A 23956-nucleotide genomic window follows, 5' to 3' on the forward strand; every position below is an offset into this window, starting at 1 on the left:
ATGAACGCCAGAGCCAGCTGGGTGCCCGCATTTTTTGAAGCGTGGGGCATCGCACTGCTCTCTTATCTGGCTGTAGTACTGGTGACGCTGCTGGCACCGGATCGGCAGGACTACCCGGTAATCGGTGTGGTGGTCATGCTGGCTGCATTGTTTGCCACGGGCTTCTCCTACTTCCTGGTGTTGCGCGGGGCCAGGCGGTTTTTGCACCGGTTGAATGCGCATCTGAGTTATACCAGTGTGTGGTTGTCCTGGATCATCACCACGCTGCTGGTCCAGCAGCCGTTATGGCTGATCTGCCGGCGGTTTCATGTGATCAAAAGCCATGACGCACTCGATAATGCGTACTTCACCATGGTTACATTTCTGACCATCGGTTACGGCGACTTTGTGCCTGTGGATGCTGCCGGGCGCATGTTTGCCATGGTGGTCGGTTTACTGGGCTCTGCCCACAATGTTTGTTTTGTTGCCTACCTGCTGCTGCTGGTGCAGCCGGGTATCAGGAAAGATTGATTCATGGCCTTACTGCAAATTGCCGAACCCGGCATGTCCACCGCCCCACATCAGCACCGTCTTGCGGTGGGGATCGACCTTGGTACCACCAATTCGCTGGTCGCCACCGTGCGCAGCGGCAGTGCCGTGTGCCTGCCCGATCACGATGGCCGCGCGCTGTTGCCATCGGTCGTCAATTACGCCGCTGACGGCAGTATGACCGTGGGCCGCGCCGCACAGGCAAAGCAAAACAAGGACCCCTCCAACACGGTCGTGTCGGTCAAGCGCTTCATGGGTCGTGGCCTGAAAGACATTGCTGAACTGGCCACGCCGTACCGCTTTGTTGACGAGCCTGGCATGCTCAAGCTGCAAACCGCCGCTGGCATCAAGAGCCCGGTGGAAGTCTCTGCCGACATCCTGCGTACGCTCAAAGAGCGCGCAGAGGAGAGCATGGGTGGAGAACTCGTTGGTGCCGTGATTACGGTCCCGGCGTATTTTGATGATGCCCAGCGCCAGGCCACCAAAGACGCCGCACGCCTGGCCGGTCTGAATGTTTTGCGCTTGTTGAATGAGCCCACCGCCGCAGCCATCGCTTACGGTCTTGATAACGGCGCGGAAGGCACCTTCGTGGTGTATGACCTGGGCGGCGGCACGTTTGATGTGTCGGTACTGGAACTCACGCGTGGCGTGTTTGAAGTACGCGCTACATCAGGTGATTCGCAGCTGGGTGGCGATGATTTTGATCACCGCATTCACTGTTGGGCCATGGAGCAAACCGGTCTGTCGCGCCTGAACGTGCAAGACTCACGCCTTTTGCTGACGCGCGCGCGGGAGGCCAAAGAAGCGCTCACCGATCATGACAGCACCCACCTGACCGCCATGCTCTCTGATGGCCAGATGGTCGATCAGGAACTGACCGCAGACAAGCTGCATGAACTGACCGCGCATCTCGTGCAAAAAACGCTGATGCCGGTGCGCAAGGCACTGCGTGACGCCAAACTCACGGTGGATGACATCAAGGGCGTCGTGCTGGTTGGTGGTGCCACGCGCATGCCGCAAGTACGCCGCGCCGTGGCCGAATTCTTCGGCAAGACACCCCTGACTAATCTGGACCCGGACAAAGTGGTAGCCCTGGGGGCCGCCATGCAGGCTGATGTACTGGCTGGCAACAAGGGTGATGACGAATGGCTGCTGCTGGATGTGATCCCGCTGTCGCTGGGTCTGGAAACCATGGGCGGCCTGACTGAAAAGGTCATCCCGCGTAATTCCACCATCCCGACTGCACGCGCCCAGGAATTTACCACCTACAAAGACGGCCAGACCGCCATGGCCATTCACGTGCTGCAAGGCGAGCGTGAAATGGTCAGCGACTGTCGCTCGCTCGCGCGTTTTGAATTGCGCGGCATTCCGCCCATGGTGGCAGGCGCTGCACGCATTCGTGTCACCTTCCAGGTGGATGCGGATGGTTTGCTGTCGGTTTCGGCGCGTGAGCAATCCACCGGTGTGGAAGCGAGCATCGCGGTCAAGCCCTCGTACGGTTTGTCTGATGAAGAAATCGGCCGCATGTTGAGCGAATCAATGACGCATGCCACAGATGACATGACCGCACGCAAACTGGCCGAAGCCAAAGTGGAAGCCACCAGTCTGCTGCAAGCGACCGAAGCTGCGCTGGCGGTCGACGGTCATTTGCTCGATGACGCTGAGCGCGTGGCGATTCACAGTGTGCTTGATGACTTGCGTCAGCACCTGGCAGGTAGCGATGCTGACCGCATCCGCAGCACTGCCGAAGCACTGAATCAGGCGACCGTCGAATTCGCTGGCCGCCGCATGGATGCCGCCGTCAAGCGCGGCCTTGCCGGGCAGAAGATCGGCGAACTCTAAGCGCCAACTGAATACCCGTAACCCAAAGGGACTGTAACGTGACTCAAATCGTCGTACTGCCTCATCCCGTGTTGTGCCCGGATGGCGCAGTCATTGAAGCCGAGCCGGGTACTTCGATCTGCGATGCGCTGCTCGACAATGACATCGAGATCGAACACGCTTGCGAAAAATCGTGTGCCTGCACGACCTGCCACGTCATCGTGCGTGAGGGGTTCAATAGCCTGGAAGCCAGTGATGAACTGGAAGACGACTTGCTGGACAAGGCCTGGGGCCTGACAGCGCAGTCGCGTCTGTCTTGTCAGGCTTTGGTTGAGCAGACCGATCTTGTGGTCGAAATCCCCAAATACACCATCAATCACGCGCGGGAAAACCACTGATGACGGACATCTCCGCAAGTCAGCAACGCGTAGCCGATGTGCTCACGCGCCATGGCATTGCGGCGCGGATCGTCACCTTTGATGCATCAACCCGAACGGCCTCAGACGCTGCAGCGGCCATCGGTTGCGATGTGGCGCAAATCGCCAAATCCATTATTCTGAAAACGCGTCAAACCAGCCAGCTGGTACTGGTGGTCACCAGTGGTCGTAACCGTGTGTGCGAAAAAAGCGTGACGGACCTGGTGGGCGAGAAAGTCGGCCGTGCTGATGCGGATTTTGTGCGTGAGAAAACCGGCTTTGCCATTGGCGGCGTCGCGCCAGTCGCGCACCTTGAAGCACCTGTCGTATTGATTGATGAAGACCTGCTGACTTATCCAGAGTTATGGGCGGCAGCAGGAACCCCGAACAGCGTATTCCGGCTGACCCCTGAAGAGCTGGTGGCGTTGACCGCTGGCCGCGTTGCCCGGATCAAAGAGGAGAGTGCAGCATGAAGTGGACAGATACCCATGATATTGCCATCGAACTGGCGGATCGCTTTCCGGAAATCGACCCGCGAACCATCCGTTTTACCGACCTGATGGAGTGGGTCATGGCACTGGACGATTTTGATGACGAACCGTCCCGCTGCGGTGAGCGCATTCTGGAAGCCATTCAGGCCGCCTGGATCGAAGAAGTTTGAGCAACGCGGTGCCTGGTGTCTCATTGCCTTGCACCTGGTTTGACCAGAGGGCTGGATTGAACCATACAATGATGGATCATCTGGCCATCTGAACGGACCCAACCCCAACATGCCTGCCGCGCAACCTGCCCGCGACACCGTGACCACTTCTCCCACCGCGCGTTCTGTCGCCAGTCTGGTGCTGAACGCTCGTTTCAAACTGTTTGATCTGTTCCAGCATCATCCGGATAACGGCGACTTTACCCAACGCCTGACCGATATCGTCTGGCAATTGCAACTTGCCTGTGAGCAGGATGCCGATGTAGCGCTGGCCGTGATTTTGCATGCCCAGGAAGGCAGCTACGGCATCCGTCACTCGGTAGATACGGCCATTGTGGTGGATCTGGTGTGCGAGCGACTGGATATGAATCCGCTGGATCGCCAGTCGGTGGTGAGCGCGGCACTGACCATGAACATGGGCATGATGGCGTTGCAAGAAACGCTGTCACAGCAATCTTCGCCGCTCTCCAGTGCGCAGCGTGAAGAAATGCATCGTCATCCCATGATTGGCCGTGAAACATTGCGCAAGCTGGGTGTCTCTGATCAGTTATGGCTTGATTGCGTATTGCAACACCATGAGCTACCCGATGGCAGTGGTTATCCCGCTCGCCTTGAAGGTGAGGAGCTGCGGTTTGAGGCGCGGCTGATTGGTCTGGCGGACCGTTATTGCGCCATGCTGACCCAGTCGGCCTGGCGCAGCGGCAGCGTGGTCGATAGTGCTTTGTTCCGCACACTACGTACTCATGGCAGTGCTGCTGATGCCAAACTGGGGCGTTTGTTTGGCGATACCCTGGGCTTGTTTCCACCTGGCGCCGTTGTGAGAATGGCGAACGGTGAGAGCGGTGTGGTCAAGCAATATGCCAACGAAGCCGCGCCACTGGTGACGGCCTTGTTTGACGATGCCGATATGCCGTTACTGGAGCCAGTTGATCGCGATACCGGCAACACCCAGTTTGCGATTGTCGAAATGCTCGACCCGACGTCATTGGTCGGGCGCGTCCAATTTGACCTGGTCTGGGGTGCAGCTGCAGCGGGTTTATAGCGACGAGCGTGGTTTTTCTGCGCTTATATCCATTGATATCTATTTACATCCACAACAAGAAGCAGGAATTGATTCATGCAATTTGCTGAAGTGCTGGCCACTTTGCCAGCTGTTGACCACCTGGCTGGTCTGGAACTGCTGGATGGCGAAACCGTCGCCGCCCGCCTGGAAAACAAACCCGGGCAAGCCGGTAGCGTGCGGGTTTACCATGCGCTGTATCAGGAATTTGGCGCTATCGATACTGTTGCCGCCGATAAGGGTTTGCGTTTGTATGCCGAACACACGGTCGATGCACGTGCCAATCCGGGCAAACACCCCAATATTGATCGCCTGCTGACGCTGGTTGAAGGTGGTCAGCCGTTTTCGGTCCGTCTGCTGCCGGCCTGAACGGGTGCAGGCATCAGGTACCAAAACAAAAAGGCCAGCTGTTGCTGGCCTTTTTGTTGTCTGGTGCACCGAGGTATAGCCCCTCGATTACTCCTCTTCTTCGCCTTCCGGTTCGCTCATCAGTAGCGAACCTTGCACGGTTTCCCGCGTCAGGTGCGGTGAAAACAGTTCGATAAAGTCGAAGGCATAACCGCGCAGGTAGGCGTCACGACGCACACCAATGCGCGTGATGGAGGGTTCAAACAAATGGCCGGCATCGATGGCCACAAGGCCGCGATCCCGCTCCGGTTCAAATGCCATGGTCGCCAGAATACCGACGCCCAGCCCCAGCGTGACATAGGTCTTGATCACGTCAGAGTCGATGGCAGTCAGCACGACATTCGGCGTCAGCCCCTGTTTTTCAAAGGCACGGTTAATGAGAGAACGCCCCGTGAAGGCAAAGTCGTACGTGACCAGCGGGTAGGCGGCGACATCGTCCAGGCCGATCTTGCGATCCAGTGCCGCCAGCGGATGGCCTTCCGGCACAACGATGGAACGATTCCACTCGTAACACGGCAACATGGCCAGTTCCGGGTAGTGGTCTATCCCTTCTGTGGCGATGGCGATATCGGCCTCGCCTTCAACCACCATCTCGCTGATCTGGGTCGGGCTGCCTTGTTTGATCGACAAACGCACCTTGGGATAGCGTGACAAGAAGGCCTTGATGGTGCGCGGCAAGGCGTAACGGGCCTGGGTGTGTGTGGTCGCAATGGTCAGGCTGCCGCCTTCTACATTCACAAACTCTTCGCCAATGCGCTTGAGGTTCTGCGCCTGCATCAAGATGCGTTCGGCAATATGCAGAATCTCGCGCCCGGGTGCGGTGACATCAACCACCCGTTTACCGTTGCGGATAAAGATCTGTACGCCCAGTTCGTCTTCCAGCAAGCGGATCTGTTTGGAAATCCCCGGCTGGGAGGTATGCAGTTTTTCTGCTGCTTCAGAGACGTTCAGTCCTTGTTTTGATACTTCAACCAGGTACCGCAATTGCTGTAATTTCATGGCTTTCCCAATAAATAACCACGCATTCTAAAATCTTAACATAACAGTCTATAGCATTATAAACCCAATGATATGATCGCCAGTTCCGGGGGAAAAAACGGTGCGTGCATCCCTCATAAGAGGGATGGTTAGATGGCGTTGGGTTTCATTGTTTCTGGCCTTTTGGTCGGGTTTATTGTCGGCATGACCGGCGTGGGCGGCGGTTCCTTGATGACGCCGATCCTGTTGTTTTTTGGTATCAACCCAGCCACGGCAGTCGGTACGGATTTGCTGTATGCGGCCATTACCAAATCAGGCGGCGTCTGGGTTCACCATCGCAACCGCAATATCGACTGGAAAATCACGGGCTGGCTGGCTTTGGGGAGTGTCCCCGCCGCCATGGTGACGGTGTTTTTCCTCCATCGCTTGCAGACAGATCAAGCGGTGATTAATGGTTTGATCAAACATATGCTCGGGGTGGCACTCCTGCTGACTGCGGCGGCCATTCTGGCCAAACCACTGATCCAGAAGGCCACACTCTCGGGCGATCTGACCCTCAAGGCAGATTCCACCAGCCGCCGTATCATTACCGTGATCGTCGGGCTGGTGCTGGGCGTGATCGTGACGCTTTCCTCGATTGGTGCCGGTGCGCTGGGCACCATTGCGCTGTTTTTGCTCTACCCGTTGATCCCGACTTCGCGGCTCGTGGGCACCGAAATTGCCCATGCTGTTCCCCTGACCCTGGTTGCAGGTCTGGGTCATGCCGGTCTGGGTAACCTGGATTGGGGCATTCTGGGGTTCTTGCTGGTCGGTTCGTTGCCCGGGATTTACTTTGGAAGCCAGCTGTCCGGTCGTCTGCCCGATCGTCTTCTGCGTCCCTTGCTGGCCTTGATGCTGGCACTGGTCGGCAGCAAATTGGTTTTCTAGGCCCTTTTTTCTGAATTCATCGCATCCGGAGTTATTGATGGATCTCGATAGCAAGATTGCCGACACACTGGCATTGCTCAAGCGTATTGCCACCGACTATTCGCCCGCCGTGTTTGCCAACTCGTTTGGTGCTGAAGACATGGTGCTGACGGACCTGATCGCTCGGCACAACATTGGCATTGATGCATTTAGTCTGGACACCGGCCGCCTGCCGGAAGAAACCTATGAACTGATGCAAACCGTCCGTGAACGGTATCCGGAGCACGCGGTGCAGGTGTTCTTTCCGGATGCCGCCGCTGTTGAGGCCTACGTCAAACAAAATGGCGTCAATGGCTTTTATGAGTCTGTGGACCTGCGCAAATCCTGTTGCCACATCCGCAAGATCGAGCCGTTGCAACGCGCGCTGTCTGGCAAGAAGGCCTGGGTGACTGGACTGCGCCGCGAGCAATCCCCCACGCGGACTGACCTGGGCAACCAGGAATATGACGCGGGTAACGGCCTGGAGAAATTCAATCCGCTGATTGAGTGGACCGAGAAAGATGTCTGGGCCTACATCAAGGCCAACAATGTGCCGTACAACAAATTGCACGACCGCCATTATCCGTCGATTGGTTGCGCGCCCTGTACGCGTGCCATCGCGATGGGTGAAGACGTGCGCGCCGGCCGCTGGTGGTGGGAAAATCCTGAAAACAAGGAATGCGGTTTGCACGTAAAAGACGGCGGCGAGGTCAGTGCTGTTTCGTTTGTTTCGTCGGTAAATCGTTGATAGTTAGCAACGAGAACGCCGGACTCGTTGCCTGATTCTTACAATGCCGCCATCATTATGGCGGCATTATCGTTTTTGCTTTGGCAATACTGCGCCGCATCAAAGGTGTGGCGATAAAAAGAAAACATGAAACAAAAACCTGAATTCAGTTCAGGACAGAGGAAAGGAATCAAACATGAGTGGCATTCAATACCTGATTGGCGTTGATGGCGGGGGTACCGGCACGCGTATCTGTATTTCCGGGCTCGATGGCAAGGAATTGACCCGCACTGAAGGCGGTGCCTCGGCGCTGCAACAAGGTATCGACAAAGCCTGGGACAATATTGTGGCGACCATCCGCACCGGCTTTGCCGCGCTGGGAATCAACGCGCCAGATTTTGCCCAATGTGCTGTCGGCCTTGGTTTGTCTGGGGTGCATAACCGCGCATGGGCCGCCGAGTTTGAAGCCAAAAACCCGGGCTTTGCCCGCATCATTGTTGAGACTGATGGTTTTTCGACGCTGCTGGGGGCGCACAAAGGCCTGCACGGCGGCATCATCGCGGTTGGTACGGGTTCGATCGGCGAAGCCTGGTTGCCGGACGGCAAACGCATTGAAGTCGGCGGCTGGGGTTTCCCCACGTCCGATGAAGGTTCTGGCGCGTATCTGGGCCTGAAAGCCATCAATCATGTACAGCGTCTGTTTGATGGCCGTCAGCCGATGACTGATTTCGGTCGCGCCTTGTTTGCCGTGGTCGGCGACACCAAGGAAAAGATTTTTGAATGGATGGGCAAAATGAAGCAGGGCGAATGCGCCTCGCTCTCGCCCATCATCGTCCAGTTTGGCGAAACCGATGAAGTCGCGCGCGGCTTCTTGCAAGATGCTGGTCGCGAGATTGAAATGATTGGTGCTGCGTTGCGCGCCAGTGCGCCGACCCTGCCGATTGCCATTTGCGGCGGCGGCCTTTCTGAAGCCCTGCGTCCATACATTCCGGCTGCGTTTCTCGCGACGACCACGCGCGCGCAAGCCGATTCATGTGCCGGTGCTTTGATCCTGATCCACAAGGCGGTAACAGCCTGAGTGTCTGGTAATGCGCGACGGTGCCCAGTGCCCGTCGCCAGGCATTGTTGACCCGCCCCGGCACGACCGGGGTGCTTGCCAATCTGGGGAGAGCAGGACCATGGATCAGCAGCAAAAGCTGTTGTTTCTCAAGCCCGAAGCAGACAGCGCGACGCCGCTTTATCTGCAGCTGAGCCATAAGCTCGCGGCCGCTATTCATGCCGGCTTCTGGAAAGCCGAAGACCCGCTGCCGTCTGAGCGGACTTTCTGTGAAGTGCTGGGTTTGTCGCGCGTCACGGCGCGCAAGGCGCTGGATCTCTTGTACGAGCAAGGGATGATCGTGCGCCGTCAGGGGGCTGGGACGTTTATTACGCCCAAGCTGGAGCAGCCGCTCTCACGCCTGACCAACTTGTCTGAAATGCTCAAGCAGCGTGGCTTTGTGCCAGGTAGTCGCTGGCTTAAACGCGAAGTGGCACCAGCGACGGCAGAAGAATTGATGCGACTGAATCTGGCTCCCAATGCGCGGGTGTCGCGGTTGTTACGGGTCCGGACAGCGAACGACGTGGTCATGGCGGTCGAAGAGACTGCTTTGCCGCATCATCTCGTGGCGGATCCGGCCAAAATCGGGGATTCGTTGTATGAATACATGCAGAACGCCCGGCTAGGTGTTGTAAGAGCGATACAGAATATCGCTGCGGTCAATGCAAATGCCCGTCTGGCAAGCCTGGCGGACATTCCAGAGGGACAAGCCATGTTGCATCTTGTGCGCGTGGGTTATCTGGAAAATGGCCTGCCCGTTGAACTGACGCACTCCTGGTTTCGTAGTGACTACTACGACTTTGTCGTTGAGTTGCATCGCAAGGCTTAGTGTTTATGCGGCCTCAGGGCAATTGCTTAGGGTATTTGCTGTAGTCAGGTGTTTTACGTAAGTGTAATTAACTACAAAATATGAGAATCAGGCCGTTCATCTGGCAAGGCGCGACGCACAGGTCCGCTTAATGCGCAGGCTTCGAAGTGATTCACCGTATTGATAAATTGTTGTAACCTGCCAAAGCCTCGAGAAACGAGGCGGCATGGCCAGGCGCTAAAAAGCAGCCGGCCAGGAACCAGAAATAACCGGCAACGACCGGACTGAGCATGAGGATGGGGTAGTCACCGCACACTGGGCGGGGCGCCCCGGGAAACGAAACTAGGATAGGTATTTCGGCGGGTGCAGCCTGACTGCGCTTTGTCGCGCGCAACCTGGGAGAAGGTGCGTGCGCGGCCGCCTGCAGTATCACGCCTTTTTTGCGTCCGTATTCCTTTCGCTATTTCTGTGTTCCATGCCGCACTGGCCGGTTTCGGTCAGTGTCCATGACACCAGTTTGAATAGAGGATGAGGAATCGAGATGAAGTTCAGGCAGTCCGTTCTGACCCTTGTTGCCGCCAGTTGTGCTTTTGCGTCGTTGTCTGCCGTTGCTGCAGACAAGACCAAAGTTGAATTCTGGTCGAACAGCCTCTCCCCGAAGTTCGACGCGGTCATGAAAGATCTCACGGCCCGTTTCAACGCAGCCAATCCCGATATTCAAGCTGTCTGGGTCGATGTCGACTGGGACGCCTTCCAGCCCCGTTTTATTTCTGCCGTTGCCGCCGGCAACGCGCCTGATCTGGTGAATCTGCCTGTGCCCTGGGCTGCTGAATATGCGCAGAAAGGGTTGCTGCTGCCGCTGGATAGCAAGATCAATGGCTTCAAGGGTATGTATACCGACGCCGCACTCAAAGATGTCACCTACAACGGCAAGGTGTACGGCCTGCCGTGGTACAACTCAGTGTCGATCATTGCTTATAACAAAGGTATTTTCGACAAGGCCGGTTTGAAGACTGCCCCGAAATCACTGGATGAACTGTTTGCCTACTCCAGACAGATCAAGGACAAAACAGGCGTAGCCGGTTTTGCGCCCAAGGTGCAGGAGTTTTCCAGCTGGTTCATGTATCAAGGCTTGCCGGTCATCCAGAATGGCAAGGCTGTCTTCAATAGCCCGGAACACGTGAAGTTTGTAGAGCGTTTTGCCCAGGCCTGGAAAGATGGCTCGATCCCCAAAGATGTCTTCAAAATGGAGTTCGAGCAGGAAATCGCGGCCTATGACTCGGGCAAGATCGCCATGATGACGACTTCCCCGCAAGCGCTCAAACGCACCCAGACCGATGCCAAGCCAGTGTACGCGCAGACCGTCACGGCCTCGTTCCCGCTGTCCAAAGGTAATACGCCGTTTGGTGGCTATCTCTTCTTCTGGTCTGTCCCACAAGGCTCGAAGCACGCTGATGCGGCCATCAAGCTGGGTCAGTTCCTGACCAATGATGCCAATCAGCTGGCGTTCTCCAAAGCCACTGAAACCACATTCCCTTCGACCCGCAATGCGGTGAGCGATGCGTATTTCCAGAGCGGCGCCAATTCGGCTGACCCGATCGAACATGGTCGCGCTGTTGCTGCGGAGGCTATACGCCAGGCCCGTACGCTGACCGTAACGGGTCTGCCGGACGAAGCCGCGATGAACAAAAAACTTCAGGATGAACTGGAAGAGGCGATCTCCGGACGCAAGCCCGTTAAACAGGCGCTGGATGAAGCTGTTGCATTCTGGAACGGCAAACTTGGCGCCAAATAAGGCTTTGACAGTGGGTAGGTGTAATTCGCAATTGACAGTTGTGATATCTGAAATTTCGCCGCGGGTATTCTGCTACACTCCCGCAGCGTGCTGAAATCCGCATGATCTGGTGGGCACACGCCGGATCAAGTGTGGTGTACCGCAAGGAAAAGATTCCTGGCGTATTTGTCGATAACTCCAAGAGGAAGACAAGATGAAGCTCAAGAAGATGTTGGCCGTTGGCGCAGTGGTATTCGGTTTTGCTTCTGTTTACGCACAAGCTGATACTGAACTCGAATTCTGGACCATGAACCTGGCTCCGAAATTCAACGATTACTTCAACAAGTCCGTTGCTGATTTCAACAAAGCCAACCCTGGCCTGACCGCCAAGTGGGTTGACATGAACTGGGATCAGATCCAGCCCAAGCTGATCGCCTCCATCGCTGCTGGCAACCCGCCGGCACTGGTGAACTTCAACGTGCCTTGGGTGCATGATTTTGCCGCTCAAGGCAACATCCTGCCGGTTGACCAGTACATGGGCGCCGCCAAGAACAACTACTCCGTTGGCGCGATCAAGGACGTAACGGTGAACGGTAAGGTTTACGCCTTCCCGTGGTACAACTCCGTGTCCATCATTGCCTACAACAAGGACATCCTGGCCAAGGCCGGTGTGAAGACTGCGCCGAAGAACTTTGACGAGTTCGTGAACGACGGCAAGCAAATCACCGCCAAGACTGGTGTTCCGGCTTACGCACCGAAGCTGGGTAACTTCGTGGGGTGGTTCTACTACGCCGGTCTGCCAGTTGTTGAAAACGGCAAGGCCGTGTTCAACAGCCCGAAGCACGTTGCATTCGTGCAAAAGTTTGCCGACCTGTACAAGGCTGGCGTGATGCCGAAGGACGTGTTCAAGGTTGAGTTCGAGCAGGAAATCGCTGCATACAACTCCGGCAAGATCGCCATGATGACGACTGCTCCGCAAGCCCTGAAGCGCACCGAAACCGACGCCAAGGACATCTATGCCAAGACTGGCGTGGCCAAGTTCCCGGTTGACGCTGGCAAGATGGCCTTCGGCGCATGGCTGATGGACTTCGTGATTCCGAAGGGCACCAAAGACCCGGCAGCTGCCGGCAAGCTGGGCGTGTTCCTGACCAACGACCAGTCGCAAGTTGCTTTCTCCAAGGCAACCGAAACCACCTTCCCGTCGACCAAGAAGGGCAACCTGGATCCGTACTTCCAGGCTGGTGCCAAGAGTGCCGATCCGGTTGAAGCTGGCCGTGCTGCTGCCGCTGCCTCCATGGACAACGCTCGCACTCTGACCATCCCGCCGGGCGTGCTGCCGGACGAAGCTGCAATGACCAAGAAGCTGCAAGACGAAATCCAGGACGCTGTTGAAGGCCGCAAGCCGGTCAAGGCTGCTCTGGATGAGGCTGTTGCTGCCTGGAACGAAAAGCTGAAGAAGTAAGCAGTAAAAAGTAGCTAGAAGTTCCTGAGCGGAACCGCCCTCGGGTGGTTCCGCTCAGTCCGTTACACAAAAAAATAAAGACACAGTCGAGTTGCGTCGTGAAGACTTCAAACAGTTACACCACGATTGCCTATCTGTTCCTGGCTCCAGCCTTGATCTTGATGGGTGTCCTGACGTTCTGGCCTGTTGGCTATAACACTTACCTCGCGTTCCAGGACTACAGCATTGCTGATGGTTCATCCACCTGGAACAATTTTGCAAACTTCAAATACATCGCTCACGAAGACCTGTTCTGGAGTGCGCTCAAGAACTCGTTGCTGTATCTGCTGATTGTGCCGGTCATTCAGTTGGCGGCGCTGGTCGTGGCGAAGATGGTGAACAACAAGCTGCCGGGCATGACTTTGTTCCGCGCCTTGTTTTACATCCCGGTCATTACCTCGATCTCGATCGCTGGTGTCGTGTGGGCCAACGTCTACAAATATGACGGTGTGCTGACCTGGCTGTTGCAAAGCCTCGGCATCCTGCACGATCAGGTGAACTGGCTGGGCGAGCCCTCCATTGCGCTCTACATGCTGATGATCTTTACCTTCTGGAAAGGGATCGGTTATTACATGGTGCTGTATCTTGCCGGTCTGCAAGCCATTCCGTCGGAAGTGGAAGAGGCCGCCATTCTGGATGGTGCCAATGCCTTCCAGCGCTTCTGGAAGATCACCGTGCCCATGGTCAAGCCGACCATCCTGCTCTGTACGCTCCTCAGTACCATTGCCGCGATCAAGGTTTATCTGGAAGTGATCGTGCTGACCAAGGGTCAGGCCGACACCTACACCGCGCTGTTCTATGTGTACGACCAGGCGTTCCGGAACTACAACTTCGGGCGTGCTGCGGCCGCCGGTGTTGTTGTCACGTTCTTCTGCGTGCTGCTCGCCGTGATCCAGTTCCGCATGTTCGGCGACGACAAGAAATAAGGCACAGGGAGACATAACATGGCGCTTGGTAAAACCACCCGCACGGTGATCGGCCGTACGCTGCACTACGCCGGTCTGGTGCTGTTCGCGATTTTCACCGCATTTCCGTTTATCTGGGCCCTCTCGGTGGGCCTGTCGCAAGACGCATCCAACATCTGGATTTTCCCGCGGGCATTCTGGCCAACGGACCCCAGCTTCGGCTGGTTTATCCGCGTGTTCCACGAAATGCCGTTCATGACCTACCTGGGCAACTCTGCCCTGATGTCCTTCTGGACTGTGGTGGGTGTGACCGTGGTGTCGGTGCTGGCGGGCTACCCGCTGGCGCGTCTGAAGTTTGCCGGTCGTAACCTCATTTTTGTGGCCATCATTGCCACCATGATGTTGCCGTCTGAAGTGGCACTGGTCCCCAACTTCATCACCATGAAGCACCTGGGCCTGTTGAACACCATGACGGGTGCGATTCTGCCCAATATTGCCGGCGCATTTGGTATCTTTCTGATGCGCCAGGCTTTTGAGGCCGTACCGCAAGATCTGATTGATGCCGCCCGTGTGGATGGCGCGACAGAACTGCAGATCATGTGGCGGATTATGGTGCCTGTATGTGCACCGTCGATCGCCGCGCTGGCCATCTTTACGCTGGTTAACGAATGGAACGACTATCTGTGGCCGTCGATTGTGCTGAACTCGAAAGAGAAGCTGCCGCTGGCGGTTGGTGTGTTCAATGACTTGACCGGCCCGTTTGCCACCTCGACCAGCCTCGTGATGGCTGCGATCGTGATGACAATCATTCCGGTACTGATTTTCTTCGCTTTCACCCAGCGCTACTTTGTTAGCGGTCTGGATGGCGCAGTGAAATAAAGCTGCCTCTCGCTCACAGTGCAGCGGGACTTATCCCCGCTGTTCAGGCAGACTCAGAACAAAAGATTTAAAGGAATCGAATAAATGGCTTCGGTTACGCTCAGAGATATCAAGAAGACCTACGGCAAAGATGTACAAGTGATCAAGGGTGTTGACCTTGAGATCAAGAACGGCGAATTCGTCGTGTTCGTGGGCCCGTCCGGTTGCGGCAAGTCCACCCTCCTGCGCATGATTGCCGGTCTGGAAGACATTACATCCGGCGACCTCCTGATTGGCGATACCATCGCCAACGATATTCACGCTTCCAAGCGCGGTATCGCGATGGTGTTCCAGTCTTACGCGCTGTACCCGCACATGAGCGTGTACGACAACATGGCGTTCTCCCTCAAGCTGTCAGGTGAATCCAAAGAAGACATCGACCGTCGCGTGCAGCGCGCTGCAACCATCCTGCAGATCACGCATTTGCTGGAACGCAAGCCCAAGGCCCTGTCCGGTGGTCAGCGTCAGCGTGTGGCGATTGGTCGCGCGATTGTGCGTGAGCCGGAAGTGTTCTTGTTCGACGAGCCGCTGTCCAACCTGGATGCGGCGCTGCGTTTGAACATGCGTGTGGAGCTCTCCAAGCTGCACAATGATCTGAAGACCACCATGATCTACGTGACGCACGATCAGGTTGAAGCCATGACCCTGGCTGACCGTATCGTCGTGCTGAATGCCGGTGTGATTCAGCAAGTCGGCTCGCCGCTGGAACTGTACGAACACCCGTCTAACCTGTTTGTGGCCGGCTTCCTGGGTTCGCCCAAGATGAACCTGCTGGAAGCACAACTGGTGAGCCTGGAAGCGGAAGCCGCTGTTGTGCGCTTGCCCAAGGGCATCACCGTGCGTGCGGCGGTCAATGCCAATTCGGGCAAGGTCGGCGACAAGGTGACGCTGGGCATTCGTCCGGAACACGTTCAGCTGAAGCTCGAAGGCGAAGAGGGCGTACCAGCCCGCATCGACCTGATCGAACACCTGGGCGACATCGTGCTGGCTTATGTAGAAGTGGCCGGCGTGAATGAAATCCTGTGTGTGAAGCTGCCGGGCAACCACCCGGAACTCAAGCGCGGCGCTTCGGTTCGCCTGGTGTTCCCGGAAAAGTCCACGCTGGTATTTAACGAGCAAGGTCTGGCGTTCAAGCGTACTTGCTGATTGGCTGGCCGCTACAGCAACAAAAAACCCGCCGTGAGGCGGGTTTTTTTATGGCGACTGCAAACACGCAGGATCATGTCGACAGCCGCATCCGGCGTGAAATCAACCTGCGCGAGCAGCGACGTAGTCTTTCAGGGTCTGCACGTCTGCATCCATCACATCAAAGCGTTGCGGCAGTTTCTCCAGATCGGCTACGGCTGCCGGCATGGCCGGTTTGTTGCCCAGGGCTTCTTGCATGGTGGCTTCAAACTTGGCCGGCAGGGCGGTTTCCATAATGACCATCTTCACGCCAACCTGACGGTGCGCCTTGGCTGCATGGTAGCCGTCGGCGGTGTGCGGGTCGATCTGCACGCCGTATTTGTTGAAGACTTCGCGAATGCTGTTCACACGGTCAGCGTGTGTGCTGCGGTCAGAGCGGAAACCATACTCATCGTGCATACGGGCAAAGTCTGCAGGCGACAGATCAAAGCCCTTGGCCTTTTCGACGGTATGCCAGAGGTCGGCGAGTTTGGCGCCGTCGCGGCCGGTCAGGTCGAACACAAAGCGTTCCAGATTGGAGGCCTTGGTGATGTCCATCGACGGGCTGGATGTCTCGTAGGTTTGATCGAGGCCACGCGGGTGATAGCCGCCAGTCTTGAAGAACTCATCCAGTACATCGTTTTCGTTGGTAGCGACCACCAGATTGCGGATTGGCAGGCCCATCTGGCGAGCAACGTGCGCCGCGCAGATGTTGCCAAAATTGCCGGAAGGCACGCAGAAGTCCACCGGTTCGCCCACTTCTTTGGCGACGGCAAAGTAACCCTTGAAGTAGTACACCACCTGGGCGACGACACGGCCCCAGTTGATGGAGTTCACGGCACCGATCTTGTACTTTGCCTTGAACGCGGCGTCATTGTTAACGGCTTTCACCATGTCCTGACAAGCGTCGAACATGTTGTTGACCGAGATATTGAAAATATTCTCGTCTTGCAGCGTGAACATCTGCGCCCGCTGGAACGGGCTCATCTTGCCGTAGGGCGAAAGCATGAACACGCGCACGCCTTTTTTGCCGCGCATGGCGTATTCCGCCGCGCTGCCCGTGTCGCCACTGGTTGCGCCAACAATATTGATTTCTTCGCCGGCGCGGTTCAGTACGTATTCAAACAGATTGCCCAGCAACTGCATGGCCATATCCTTGAAGGCAAGGGTAGGGCCGTTGGAGAGTTGCTGGATAAAGAGATCGTCTTCCAGGCGCGTGAGCGGTGTGATGTCATCCGTACCAAATACCGCTTTGGTGTAGGTTTTGTCGATCAGCGCCTTGAGATCTGCTGCAGGGATGTCATCGACAAAGCGACTGATGATCGCGAACGCCAGCTCTGTGTATGACTTGCCAGCCAGCGCCTTGAGATCGTCGGCGGACAGTTGCGGATATTGATCCGGAACCACGAGGCCGCCGTCAGGGGCCAGGCCGCCGAGCAGGATTTCAGAAAACTTCTTGGGCGACATGCCGCCACGTGTGGAGATGTATTGCATGATCGAAGCCTGTGTCAGGGCGCGATGCGCGAAATTTTGTTAGCGCCTGGTGGCGCGGTGTTTTGATACCAAGGGGTATCTGGTAGCAAGTTGCTTTTTGTTTGCTACCCTACTAACTCGTCATTCCCGCGCAGGCGGGAATCCAGCTGCGATACTTGCTGGTGCTACGTTGTAGCCCGGATGGAGCCCAAGGCGGAATCCGGGGTGGCGGACCTGATTCATATTGTTGTCGGGTGTTAGCGCCTTTGGCGCGGTGTTTACAACCCGGCGGTGGCCGGAGCACGTCACTTTCTTTGCTTCGCCAAAGAAAGTAACCAAAGAAAGGCGACCCCAGCCTGGCGGCCCTCCGGGCTTCCCTCAGTCAGTCGGGAGCCTAAGGTCTCCCTCCCTTCTTCGGCGCTTGGCTTTAATGGGGGAGGAAAATCAAAAGCAACCCCAACCCCAACCCCAACCCCAACTTCAGCGCCAACGGCAATTTGCATTGGCGGGCTACCAACAATCTATTTACTGCGCCGGTTGATCGACCATTGAGTCGATCTCTTCACCCAGACAACTAAACCCGGCTGCAGCCGCCTTGCCTTTGAGCACACGCTCAAGCGCATCGTCCGCCAGCATGGGTTCCTTGCCGGCGATCAGGCCGTTGATGCGGGCGTCTTTCATCAGACGCTGCCCAACGCAGCCGCAGAACGCATTCTTGTCGAACGATACCTGGAGTTTGGCCAACTGGTCCGCCACGTTTTGCGGCAGATTCTGCCGCTTGCAGGCGCTGATCGCCTGCGCGCGCATCACCGAGATATTGGTGCCACGTACGCCGGTGACCTCTGCCGCATGGGCTGTTCCTGTTGCGCAGAGCAACAGGGCCAGAACCAGCCAGCCATACCTGGCCTTAGCCATTGAGGTGTTCCAGACGCAGCTTGACCACCTTGCCGTTAATGCTGGAAAGGTTCTCGATCTTCGCCAGCGCGCCGTTCACGTTCTTCTCCACCGCCTGGTGGGTCAGGATGATGATGTCGGCGCGGCTGTCAGCGCGGCGGTCTGCCGGACGTTGCAGCATGGATTCGACCGAGATATTGGCGTCAGCCAGGATGCGCGAGACATCAGCCAGCACGCCCGGACGGTCTTCTGCATCCATGCGCAGGTAGTAGCAGGTTTCCACTTCGTCGATCGGCAGGATCGGCAGGTTGGCCAGTGCGCTCGGCTGGAAGGCCAGATGCGGCACGCGGTTTTCCGGGTCAGCAGTGGCCAGACGGGTGACGTCAACCAGGTCGGCAATCACGGCCGATGCGGTCGGTTCGGCACCAGCCCCCGGGCCGTAATACATGGTGGCGCCGACGGCGTCGCCCTTGACCAGTACGGCGTTCATCACGCCATCTACGTTGGCAATCAGGCGCTTGTACGGGATCAGTGTCGGGGCCACGCGCAGTTCAATGCCGTTTTCACGGCGGCGAGTCACGCCCAGCAGCTTGATGCGGTAGCCCAGTTCACCGGCGTATTTGATATCTGCGGCGTCCAGCTTGCTGATGCCTTCCAGATAAGCCTTGTCGAACTGAACGGGAATACCAAATGCAATCGCGCTCATGATGGTGAGCTTGTGCGCGGCGTCGTGACCTTCAATATCAAAGGTGGGGTCGGCTTCGGCGTAACCCAGGCGCTGGGCTTCGGCCAGCACGTCTGCAAACGCCAGACCTTTGTCGCGCATTTCGGTCAGGATGAAGTTGCTGGTGCCGTTGATGATGCCGGCAATCCATTCAATACGGTTAGCGGTCAGACCTTCACGCAGGGCCTTGATCACCGGGATGCCACCGGCCACGGCGGCTTCAAATGCTACCGTTACGCCTTTTTCCTGGGCGCGCTCGAAAATCTCGTTGCCGTATTCGGCAATCAGCTTTTTGTTGGCTGTAACCACGTGCTTGCCGTTGGCAATGGCCTTGAGGACCAGTTCCTTGGCAATGGTGGTGCCACCAATCAGTTCGACCACGATGTCCACATCCGGGTGGTTCACCACCTTCAGCGCATCGTTGACGATCTCGACATCCGGGCCGCACATTTCGCGGGCGCGATCCAGGTCACGGTTCGCGGCAATGATGATCTTGATCGGACGCCCGGCGCGGCGTGCAATCTCTTCTGCATTGCGTTTCAATACGGCGGCAGTGCCACCACCAACGGTGCCAACACCGCACAGACCTACATGAATCGCTCTCATTTCAGCGCCTTCTTGAAGTTGAACGCGGGGATATGCATCCCCTCTCGGAAATAGAATTTATGTGCAAGCGTACGCTGCACGCCGGAATCCAGCGCCAGCACGTCGCACTCTAGCGCGCGTGCTTTGGTCTCAAGCCAGTCCAGCATCTTCTTTCCAACGCCTGTGGATCGCACATTGGCATCGGTGACCAGATCGTCCACGTAAAGACGGCGGCCTTCGTAGGTGTTCTCGACAACGCGCCATAGCGCGACGCCAAGTACCTTGTCATTTTGGGTAACGGCGATCAGGCGACCGCCATGCTGAGCAATTACCGCAAGCCTGCCGGTATAGTCTTCCGGCAGGTTGGGGCGTAATTGAACATGAACTGTTTTGGCCTTGGCGAACCAGGTGCGATCTGCAAACTGGCCGTTTTCATCAATCAGTTCAAGAATCTGCATTATGCCGTACCGTGCCGCTTGCGATAACCCGCCAGGAACCGCTCCACGCGACCCAGCGCATCGGTCAGGTCGTCCAGGTTTGGCAGGAAGGTCATGCGGAAATGGTCCGGCTGCGGCCAGTTAAAGCCGGTGCCTTGCACCATCAGCACTTTTTCTTCTTGCAGCAATTCCAGAATCAGTTGTTGGTCGTCTTGCACCGGGTACATTTTCGGGTCCAGCTTGGGGAACATGTACAAGGCGGCTTGCGGCTTGTTGCATGTCACGCCCGGAATGCTGTTGAGCAGTTCGTACGCCAGATCACGCTGGCGCGTCAGACGGCCACCAGGTTTGACAAGATCATTAATGCTTTGATAGCCGCCCAGTGCGGTCTGGATCGCGTATTGCGCCGGTACGTTGGCACACAAACGCATGGTGGCCAGGATGTTCAGCCCTTCAATGTAATCTTTGGCGATCTTTTTGTTGCCAGAGACCACCATCCAGCCAGCGCGATAGCCGCAAGCGCGGTAGTTCTTCGAGAGGCCATTGAAGGTGACAAACAGCACGTCATCGGCCAGCGATGCCAGTGAGGTATGTGTACGGCCGTCATACAAGACCTTGTCGTAGATCTCGTCGGCGTAAATGATCAGTTTGTTCTGGCGGGCGATCTGGACAATCTCTTTGAGCAGATCATCCGGATACAACGCACCAGTCGGGTTGTTCGGGTTGATCACCACAATGGCGCGGGTGCGCGGGGTGATCTTGGCGCGGATGTCTTCCAGCGACGGCAACCAGCCGTTGGCGTCATCACACAAGTAGTGGCGTGGTGTGCCGCCCGCCAGGCTGACCGCAGCGGTCCAAAGCGGGTAGTCCGGCATCGGTACCAGCACTTCATCGCCGTTGTTCAACAGGCCCTGCATCGACATCACGATCAGCTCGGACGCACCGTTGCCAATGTAAATGTCATCGACGGTCACATCGGCAATACCCTTTTCCTGGGTGTAATGCATGATGGCTTTGCGGGCCGGGAACAGGCCTTTGGAATCCACGTAACCAGCAGAATTGGGCAGGTTGCGGATAACGTCCTGAACGACCTCATCGGGTGCCTCAAAGCCAAACGGCGCCAGATTGCCGATATTGAGTTTGATGATGCGATAGCCTTCTTCTTCCATCTGCCGGGCCTTTTCAGGGACCGGGCCGCGGATTTCGTAGCAAACGTTCAGCAGTTTGTTCGACTTGAGAATGGCTTCCATCAATCAGTGCCTGCAAGAAAATCGGGGGAACCTCGTATTCTAGCGAAGATAAGCACCTTGCGGGCGCTCGTCTGCACCGGTTTGGTAACTTGTGTGTATCGCGGATATGAGAAAGGCGATTGCGCCGCAGAATCAACGGTTTGCAATCGCCTTCTTCTGCCATTGATGTGCGCGCTTCAGGCGGAGGGGCAGGTGTCTTCAAAAACGCTGAAGGTTTCGCCGCGCGCATCCGGGGCAGGCCAGGCCTTCTTGAAGGTAAAGGCAAACGCGGTCGGGCCGTGCAGTCGCAAGCAATCCAGCCGCACTTTAGCTTCTTCAGCAGTGGGAATATGCCCGGCTGGAATCCACCACAGCACAAGATAAGCCTGCGCCATGCGCTCAAAGAATTCGCGCCGACGGCTCATGATGTCGGTATGCGCGGTGTGATAGACATAGTTACGCAGCGAATCGATATCGCGCCAGACCGACATATTGACCAGCGTATCGGCATCATACGGACGCAGATCTGTCGCGTTGCCTGCGTCGTCTTTCAGGCGCCAGATAAATCCCGGTGAAGATTCTGCCAGTGCGTTGATGCGATCCAGGTTGGCAACGAAATCCGCCATGACCGGGGAGTCGATCGGACCTTTGGCAATACCGATGTTGAGTTGGGCCAGTTGGTATTGCGACATCACGCCTCCTCACAAGCAGCGCCGAAAAAAGGCAGTGTAATCAGGCTTCTGTGTTTGTGCTGCATGACTTGGCGGGTCTGGCAGACAGGTGGCGCGGCAGGCCGGGGTTTGTGGGTCAGGTGTTGGCCGGGGTGCTTTCTACGCGATTGCGGCCGCTTTCTTTGGCGTGATATAGCGCCTGATCAGCGGGTTGCACCAGTGCTGCGGCGGCCTCTTGTTCCGGGCGCGGTGTCAGTGCATGCACGCCAGCGCTGATCGTGACAAAGCTGGCCGGGTTGCCGGCATGGACCATTTCCAGTGCCCTTACGGCTGCACAGAATTTTTCGGCCAGAACACGCGCACCGGTCAGATCGGTATTAGGCAGCAGGACGGCCATTTCTTCGCCACCGTAACGCGCGGCCAGGTCGCCCGGACGGTGCACCAGGTCGTCAATGGCGTGGCTGATGGCGCGCAGGCAGTCGTCGCCGGCAGGGTGGCCGTACAGGTCGTTGTAGCGTTTGAAGAAGTCCACGTCGATCATGATGAGCGCCAATGAGGTTTGCTCCCGTGCGGCGCGGGCAAACTCTTCAGCCAGCCTGGCTTCAAACTGGCGGCGATTGGCCAGCCCGGTCAAGCCGTCCTGCGCCGCCATCTTTTGCAAAGTGGCATTGATACTTTCCAGTGCGCGATGCGCTTTCATCAGATCTTGCTGCGCCCGTGCCCGCAAATTGATTTGTTGCACCAGGTGGGTGCCAGCCAATCCCAGGATCGACACGAGCAAGAGTATGCCCAGTGAATGGAACAAGGTGCGTCGCCACCATTCGGCCAGAATTTCATCGCGCGAGAACGCGGCGGCCACAAAGACCGGCCAGCCTTCCACCTGTTGAAAACTGTTCAGGCGGGTGACGCCATCATAAAAGGATTTCACCACCAAAGAGCCACTGCCATCGCTATGGCGATAGCCCTGGTAAACCAGGGAGCGGCTCATGTCAGAGCCGATATTGGCCGGGTTGAAGGGGCGGCGGACCAGCAGCGTGCCGTTGTCCAGCACCATGCTCATGGCGCCAGCCGTACCAATGTCAAAACTGTTGTAGAACGCAGAAAAATAATCCAGCCGTACTGAAGCCAGAACGACGCCAGCAAAGCTGCCATCGTCATGATTGAATCGACGCGTGACGGGAATAATCCACAAGCCAGTGGAGCGGCTGATCACCGGTTTGCCAATATGGGGCCCACGATCAGTATGTGTACGATGCCAGGCGAAATAATCGCGGTCCGAGTTGTTGAGGTTGTAGCTGACCTGCGCCTGTGAACTGGTCAGCCAGTTGCCCTGTTCGTCGTAGACAAACAAACCGGCCAGATGAGGCTGTTCCAGCAATTGCTGCTGCAAAAAGCGATGCAGGCGCTGCATTTGCAAAATGCCGGTGCCGTCAAATTCCAGGCGTTCCACCATGCCGAACAGCACGGTATCTGTGACTTTGAAAGTGGACTGGGCGTGATGGGCAGCCGCATGCGCCAGGTTGGTGGTTTCCTCGCGCATTTCTTTGAGCTGCTGATCGCGCGCGTTCCAGCTCAGGGCGACATCCATGATGACCAGTAGTAAACACACGACGCACACAAAGCCAAAGGCCATGGTGGATACGCGTACGGGTTGGTACCTGATGTTCAAGCCCTGCCTCCTGATTGGGTTCGATTCTCAATATATACGCATGACACTGACCTGGTTAAGCGGATAAACGGCGAGTGTGGCGGCGCAATCAGATGGCATCCGGTAAAATGACCGCTTACCTCATCTGGATTGTTGTCATGAAACTGCATCACACCAATGTCGATAACCTGAACCAGTTCACGTCTTACGGCGAAGGCTTCGTCAAGGTGAACCAGCAACAATACGACGGCAGCCTGATCGTGACACCGTCTGAAGTGCGTGAATGGCAGCCTGTGCGTTTTGAAGACCTCCAGGCCGAACACTTTGAACAACTGCTGGCATTGAAGCCGGAAATGGTGCTTTTGGGGACCGGCAAAAGCATCCGTTTTCCGCATCCGCGCCTTTATGCATCGCTGGCGCAAGCGCACGTAGGGCTGGATGTAATGGATACCGGCGCATTGTGCCGCACCTTTAATATCCTGACTGCCGAAGAACGTCGCGTTGTGGCGCTGGTGCTGAGCGCCTGAGGCCGAGTGGTTGTTATGC

25 protein-coding genes are annotated in these 23956 nt (G+C 56.8%); 17 read left to right on the top strand and 8 right to left on the bottom strand.

Translation table 11 applies throughout. The features are described 5' to 3' along the window. From IEX44_RS14070 to IEX44_RS14100, 7 genes are all read left to right on the top strand, one after another. Positions 1-510: a potassium channel family protein gene (locus IEX44_RS14070; protein WP_188694989.1), complete on the top strand. Its 510-nt coding sequence runs from the start codon at positions 1-3 to the stop codon at positions 508-510. 3 nt (positions 511-513) lie between these two features. Continuing rightward, positions 514-2370 carry a Fe-S protein assembly chaperone HscA gene (gene hscA, locus IEX44_RS14075; protein ID WP_188694992.1) on the top strand — a complete coding sequence of 619 codons (1857 nt, stop codon included), beginning with the start codon at positions 514-516 and terminating at the stop codon, positions 2368-2370. 38 nt (positions 2371-2408) lie between these two features. After that, positions 2409-2747, top strand: coding sequence for an ISC system 2Fe-2S type ferredoxin (fdx, locus tag IEX44_RS14080; protein WP_188694994.1), 339 nt, complete (start codon positions 2409-2411; stop codon positions 2745-2747). Further along, a complete protein-coding gene (locus tag IEX44_RS14085; RefSeq protein ID WP_188694996.1) occupies positions 2747-3238 on the top strand; it encodes a YbaK/EbsC family protein in 492 nt (163 codons plus the stop codon). The genes fdx and IEX44_RS14085 overlap by 1 nt, the downstream gene beginning before the upstream one ends. After that, positions 3235-3426, top strand: coding sequence for a Fe-S cluster assembly protein IscX (gene iscX, locus IEX44_RS14090; RefSeq protein WP_188694999.1), 192 nt, complete (start codon positions 3235-3237; stop codon positions 3424-3426). The genes IEX44_RS14085 and iscX overlap by 4 nt, the downstream gene beginning before the upstream one ends. Positions 3427-3535: 109 nt before the next feature. After that, positions 3536-4507 (top strand): HD-GYP domain-containing protein, encoded by a 972-nt coding sequence (locus tag IEX44_RS14095; RefSeq protein ID WP_188695001.1) that lies wholly within the window; start codon positions 3536-3538, stop codon positions 4505-4507. Positions 4508-4582: 75 nt separating this feature from the next. Next, positions 4583-4894, top strand: a complete 312-nt coding sequence (locus IEX44_RS14100) for a DUF2322 family protein (RefSeq protein ID WP_188695003.1) — start codon at positions 4583-4585, stop codon at positions 4892-4894. An 87-nt stretch (positions 4895-4981) separates the two neighbouring features. Here IEX44_RS14100 and cysB read toward each other — a convergent pair whose 3' ends face one another. Beyond that, complete coding sequence (gene cysB, locus IEX44_RS14105) at positions 4982-5932, bottom strand: HTH-type transcriptional regulator CysB (protein ID WP_188695007.1); 951 nt, start codon at positions 5930-5932, stop codon at positions 4982-4984. Between the two features lie 132 nt (positions 5933-6064). On the opposite strand from cysB, the gene IEX44_RS14110 reads away from it, so the two are divergent. The 9 genes from IEX44_RS14110 (at position 6065) to IEX44_RS14150 (ending at position 15731) form a co-directional block, all read left to right on the top strand. Continuing rightward, positions 6065-6838, top strand: coding sequence for a sulfite exporter TauE/SafE family protein (locus IEX44_RS14110; RefSeq protein WP_188695010.1), 774 nt, complete (start codon positions 6065-6067; stop codon positions 6836-6838). 37 nt (positions 6839-6875) lie between these two features. Beyond that, positions 6876-7604, top strand: coding sequence for a phosphoadenylyl-sulfate reductase (locus IEX44_RS14115; RefSeq protein WP_188695013.1), 729 nt, complete (start codon positions 6876-6878; stop codon positions 7602-7604). 175 nt (positions 7605-7779) lie between these two features. Then, the gene (locus IEX44_RS14120; RefSeq protein WP_188695016.1) at positions 7780-8661 is read left to right on the top strand and encodes a glucosamine kinase nucleotide-binding domain-containing protein; all 882 of its coding nucleotides are present in this window, start codon (positions 7780-7782) and stop codon (positions 8659-8661) included. A 100-nt stretch (positions 8662-8761) separates the two neighbouring features. Next, positions 8762-9508 (top strand): GntR family transcriptional regulator, encoded by a 747-nt coding sequence (locus IEX44_RS14125; RefSeq protein ID WP_188695019.1) that lies wholly within the window; start codon positions 8762-8764, stop codon positions 9506-9508. A gap of 520 nt (positions 9509-10028) precedes the next feature. Then, positions 10029-11282: an ABC transporter substrate-binding protein gene (locus IEX44_RS14130; RefSeq protein WP_188695023.1), complete on the top strand. Its 1254-nt coding sequence runs from the start codon at positions 10029-10031 to the stop codon at positions 11280-11282. A 193-nt stretch (positions 11283-11475) separates the two neighbouring features. Then, positions 11476-12723, top strand: a complete 1248-nt coding sequence (locus IEX44_RS14135; protein ID WP_188695025.1) for an ABC transporter substrate-binding protein — start codon at positions 11476-11478, stop codon at positions 12721-12723. A gap of 98 nt (positions 12724-12821) precedes the next feature. Continuing rightward, positions 12822-13688: a carbohydrate ABC transporter permease gene (locus tag IEX44_RS14140; RefSeq protein WP_229679140.1), complete on the top strand. Its 867-nt coding sequence runs from the start codon at positions 12822-12824 to the stop codon at positions 13686-13688. An 18-nt stretch (positions 13689-13706) separates the two neighbouring features. Continuing rightward, positions 13707-14546 (top strand): carbohydrate ABC transporter permease, encoded by an 840-nt coding sequence (locus IEX44_RS14145; RefSeq protein ID WP_188695028.1) that lies wholly within the window; start codon positions 13707-13709, stop codon positions 14544-14546. An 84-nt stretch (positions 14547-14630) separates the two neighbouring features. After that, complete coding sequence (locus IEX44_RS14150) at positions 14631-15731, top strand: ABC transporter ATP-binding protein (protein WP_188695031.1); 1101 nt, start codon at positions 14631-14633, stop codon at positions 15729-15731. 102 nt (positions 15732-15833) lie between these two features. Here the strand turns inward: IEX44_RS14150 and thrC are convergent, their stop codons facing one another. From thrC to IEX44_RS14185, 7 genes are all read right to left on the bottom strand, one after another. Next, positions 15834-17243 carry a threonine synthase gene (gene thrC / locus IEX44_RS14155; RefSeq protein WP_188695034.1) on the bottom strand — a complete coding sequence of 470 codons (1410 nt, stop codon included), beginning with the start codon at positions 17241-17243 and terminating at the stop codon, positions 15834-15836. A gap of 504 nt (positions 17244-17747) precedes the next feature. After that, positions 17748-18137, bottom strand: a complete 390-nt coding sequence (locus IEX44_RS14160) for a hypothetical protein (protein ID WP_188695037.1) — start codon at positions 18135-18137, stop codon at positions 17748-17750. Continuing rightward, positions 18130-19446: a homoserine dehydrogenase gene (locus IEX44_RS14165; RefSeq protein WP_188695041.1), complete on the bottom strand. Its 1317-nt coding sequence runs from the start codon at positions 19444-19446 to the stop codon at positions 18130-18132. Before IEX44_RS14165 ends, IEX44_RS14160 begins: the two co-directional genes overlap by 8 nt. Continuing rightward, entirely contained in the window at positions 19443-19883 is a 441-nt protein-coding gene (locus IEX44_RS14170) for a GNAT family N-acetyltransferase (RefSeq protein WP_188695044.1), read from the bottom strand. Before IEX44_RS14170 ends, IEX44_RS14165 begins: the two co-directional genes overlap by 4 nt. Beyond that, entirely contained in the window at positions 19883-21112 is a 1230-nt protein-coding gene (locus IEX44_RS14175; protein ID WP_188695046.1) for a pyridoxal phosphate-dependent aminotransferase, read from the bottom strand. Before IEX44_RS14175 ends, IEX44_RS14170 begins: the two co-directional genes overlap by 1 nt. 176 nt (positions 21113-21288) lie before the next feature. Further along, complete coding sequence (locus IEX44_RS14180) at positions 21289-21783, bottom strand: DUF3291 domain-containing protein (RefSeq protein ID WP_188695050.1); 495 nt, start codon at positions 21781-21783, stop codon at positions 21289-21291. Positions 21784-21898: 115 nt separating this feature from the next. Continuing rightward, positions 21899-23431 (bottom strand): sensor domain-containing diguanylate cyclase, encoded by a 1533-nt coding sequence (locus tag IEX44_RS14185; protein ID WP_229679142.1) that lies wholly within the window; start codon positions 23429-23431, stop codon positions 21899-21901. Positions 23432-23568: 137 nt separating this feature from the next. Between IEX44_RS14185 and IEX44_RS14190 the strand changes: the two genes are divergently transcribed. Next, positions 23569-23937 carry an Mth938-like domain-containing protein gene (locus IEX44_RS14190; protein ID WP_188695055.1) on the top strand — a complete coding sequence of 123 codons (369 nt, stop codon included), beginning with the start codon at positions 23569-23571 and terminating at the stop codon, positions 23935-23937. The last annotated feature ends 19 nt before the right edge of the window (positions 23938-23956 follow it).

Origin of the sequence: Silvimonas amylolytica, assembly GCF_014645555.1 — a bacterium.
Classification (GTDB): domain Bacteria; phylum Pseudomonadota; class Gammaproteobacteria; order Burkholderiales; family Chitinibacteraceae; genus Silvimonas; species Silvimonas amylolytica.

Excerpts from the sequence above, each read along its gene's own strand:
- IEX44_RS14125 (WP_188695019.1), top strand. The coding sequence starts at position 8,762 with ATGGATCAGCAGCAAAAGCTGTTGTTTCTCAAGCCCGAAGCAGACAGC.
- iscX (WP_188694999.1), top strand. The coding sequence starts at position 3,235 with ATGAAGTGGACAGATACCCATGATATTGCCATCGAACTGGCGGATCGC.
- IEX44_RS14135 (WP_188695025.1), top strand. The coding sequence starts at position 11,476 with ATGAAGCTCAAGAAGATGTTGGCCGTTGGCGCAGTGGTATTCGGTTTT.
- IEX44_RS14170 (WP_188695044.1), bottom strand. The coding sequence starts at position 19,883 with ATGCAGATTCTTGAACTGATTGATGAAAACGGCCAGTTTGCAGATCGC.
- hscA (WP_188694992.1), top strand. The coding sequence starts at position 514 with ATGGCCTTACTGCAAATTGCCGAACCCGGCATGTCCACCGCCCCACAT.
- IEX44_RS14190 (WP_188695055.1), top strand. The coding sequence starts at position 23,569 with ATGAAACTGCATCACACCAATGTCGATAACCTGAACCAGTTCACGTCT.
- IEX44_RS14150 (WP_188695031.1), top strand. The coding sequence starts at position 14,631 with ATGGCTTCGGTTACGCTCAGAGATATCAAGAAGACCTACGGCAAAGAT.
- IEX44_RS14145 (WP_188695028.1), top strand. The coding sequence starts at position 13,707 with ATGGCGCTTGGTAAAACCACCCGCACGGTGATCGGCCGTACGCTGCAC.
- IEX44_RS14100 (WP_188695003.1), top strand. The coding sequence starts at position 4,583 with ATGCAATTTGCTGAAGTGCTGGCCACTTTGCCAGCTGTTGACCACCTG.
- IEX44_RS14110 (WP_188695010.1), top strand. The coding sequence starts at position 6,065 with ATGGCGTTGGGTTTCATTGTTTCTGGCCTTTTGGTCGGGTTTATTGTC.
- IEX44_RS14070 (WP_188694989.1), top strand. The coding sequence starts at position 1 with ATGAACGCCAGAGCCAGCTGGGTGCCCGCATTTTTTGAAGCGTGGGGC.
- IEX44_RS14180 (WP_188695050.1), bottom strand. The coding sequence starts at position 21,783 with ATGTCGCAATACCAACTGGCCCAACTCAACATCGGTATTGCCAAAGGT.
- IEX44_RS14095 (WP_188695001.1), top strand. The coding sequence starts at position 3,536 with ATGCCTGCCGCGCAACCTGCCCGCGACACCGTGACCACTTCTCCCACC.
- thrC (WP_188695034.1), bottom strand. The coding sequence starts at position 17,243 with ATGCAATACATCTCCACACGTGGCGGCATGTCGCCCAAGAAGTTTTCT.
- IEX44_RS14165 (WP_188695041.1), bottom strand. The coding sequence starts at position 19,446 with ATGAGAGCGATTCATGTAGGTCTGTGCGGTGTTGGCACCGTTGGTGGT.
- IEX44_RS14120 (WP_188695016.1), top strand. The coding sequence starts at position 7,780 with ATGAGTGGCATTCAATACCTGATTGGCGTTGATGGCGGGGGTACCGGC.
- IEX44_RS14130 (WP_188695023.1), top strand. The coding sequence starts at position 10,029 with ATGAAGTTCAGGCAGTCCGTTCTGACCCTTGTTGCCGCCAGTTGTGCT.
- IEX44_RS14175 (WP_188695046.1), bottom strand. The coding sequence starts at position 21,112 with ATGGAAGCCATTCTCAAGTCGAACAAACTGCTGAACGTTTGCTACGAA.
- IEX44_RS14115 (WP_188695013.1), top strand. The coding sequence starts at position 6,876 with ATGGATCTCGATAGCAAGATTGCCGACACACTGGCATTGCTCAAGCGT.
- cysB (WP_188695007.1), bottom strand. The coding sequence starts at position 5,932 with ATGAAATTACAGCAATTGCGGTACCTGGTTGAAGTATCAAAACAAGGA.
- IEX44_RS14085 (WP_188694996.1), top strand. The coding sequence starts at position 2,747 with ATGACGGACATCTCCGCAAGTCAGCAACGCGTAGCCGATGTGCTCACG.
- IEX44_RS14160 (WP_188695037.1), bottom strand. The coding sequence starts at position 18,137 with ATGGCTAAGGCCAGGTATGGCTGGCTGGTTCTGGCCCTGTTGCTCTGC.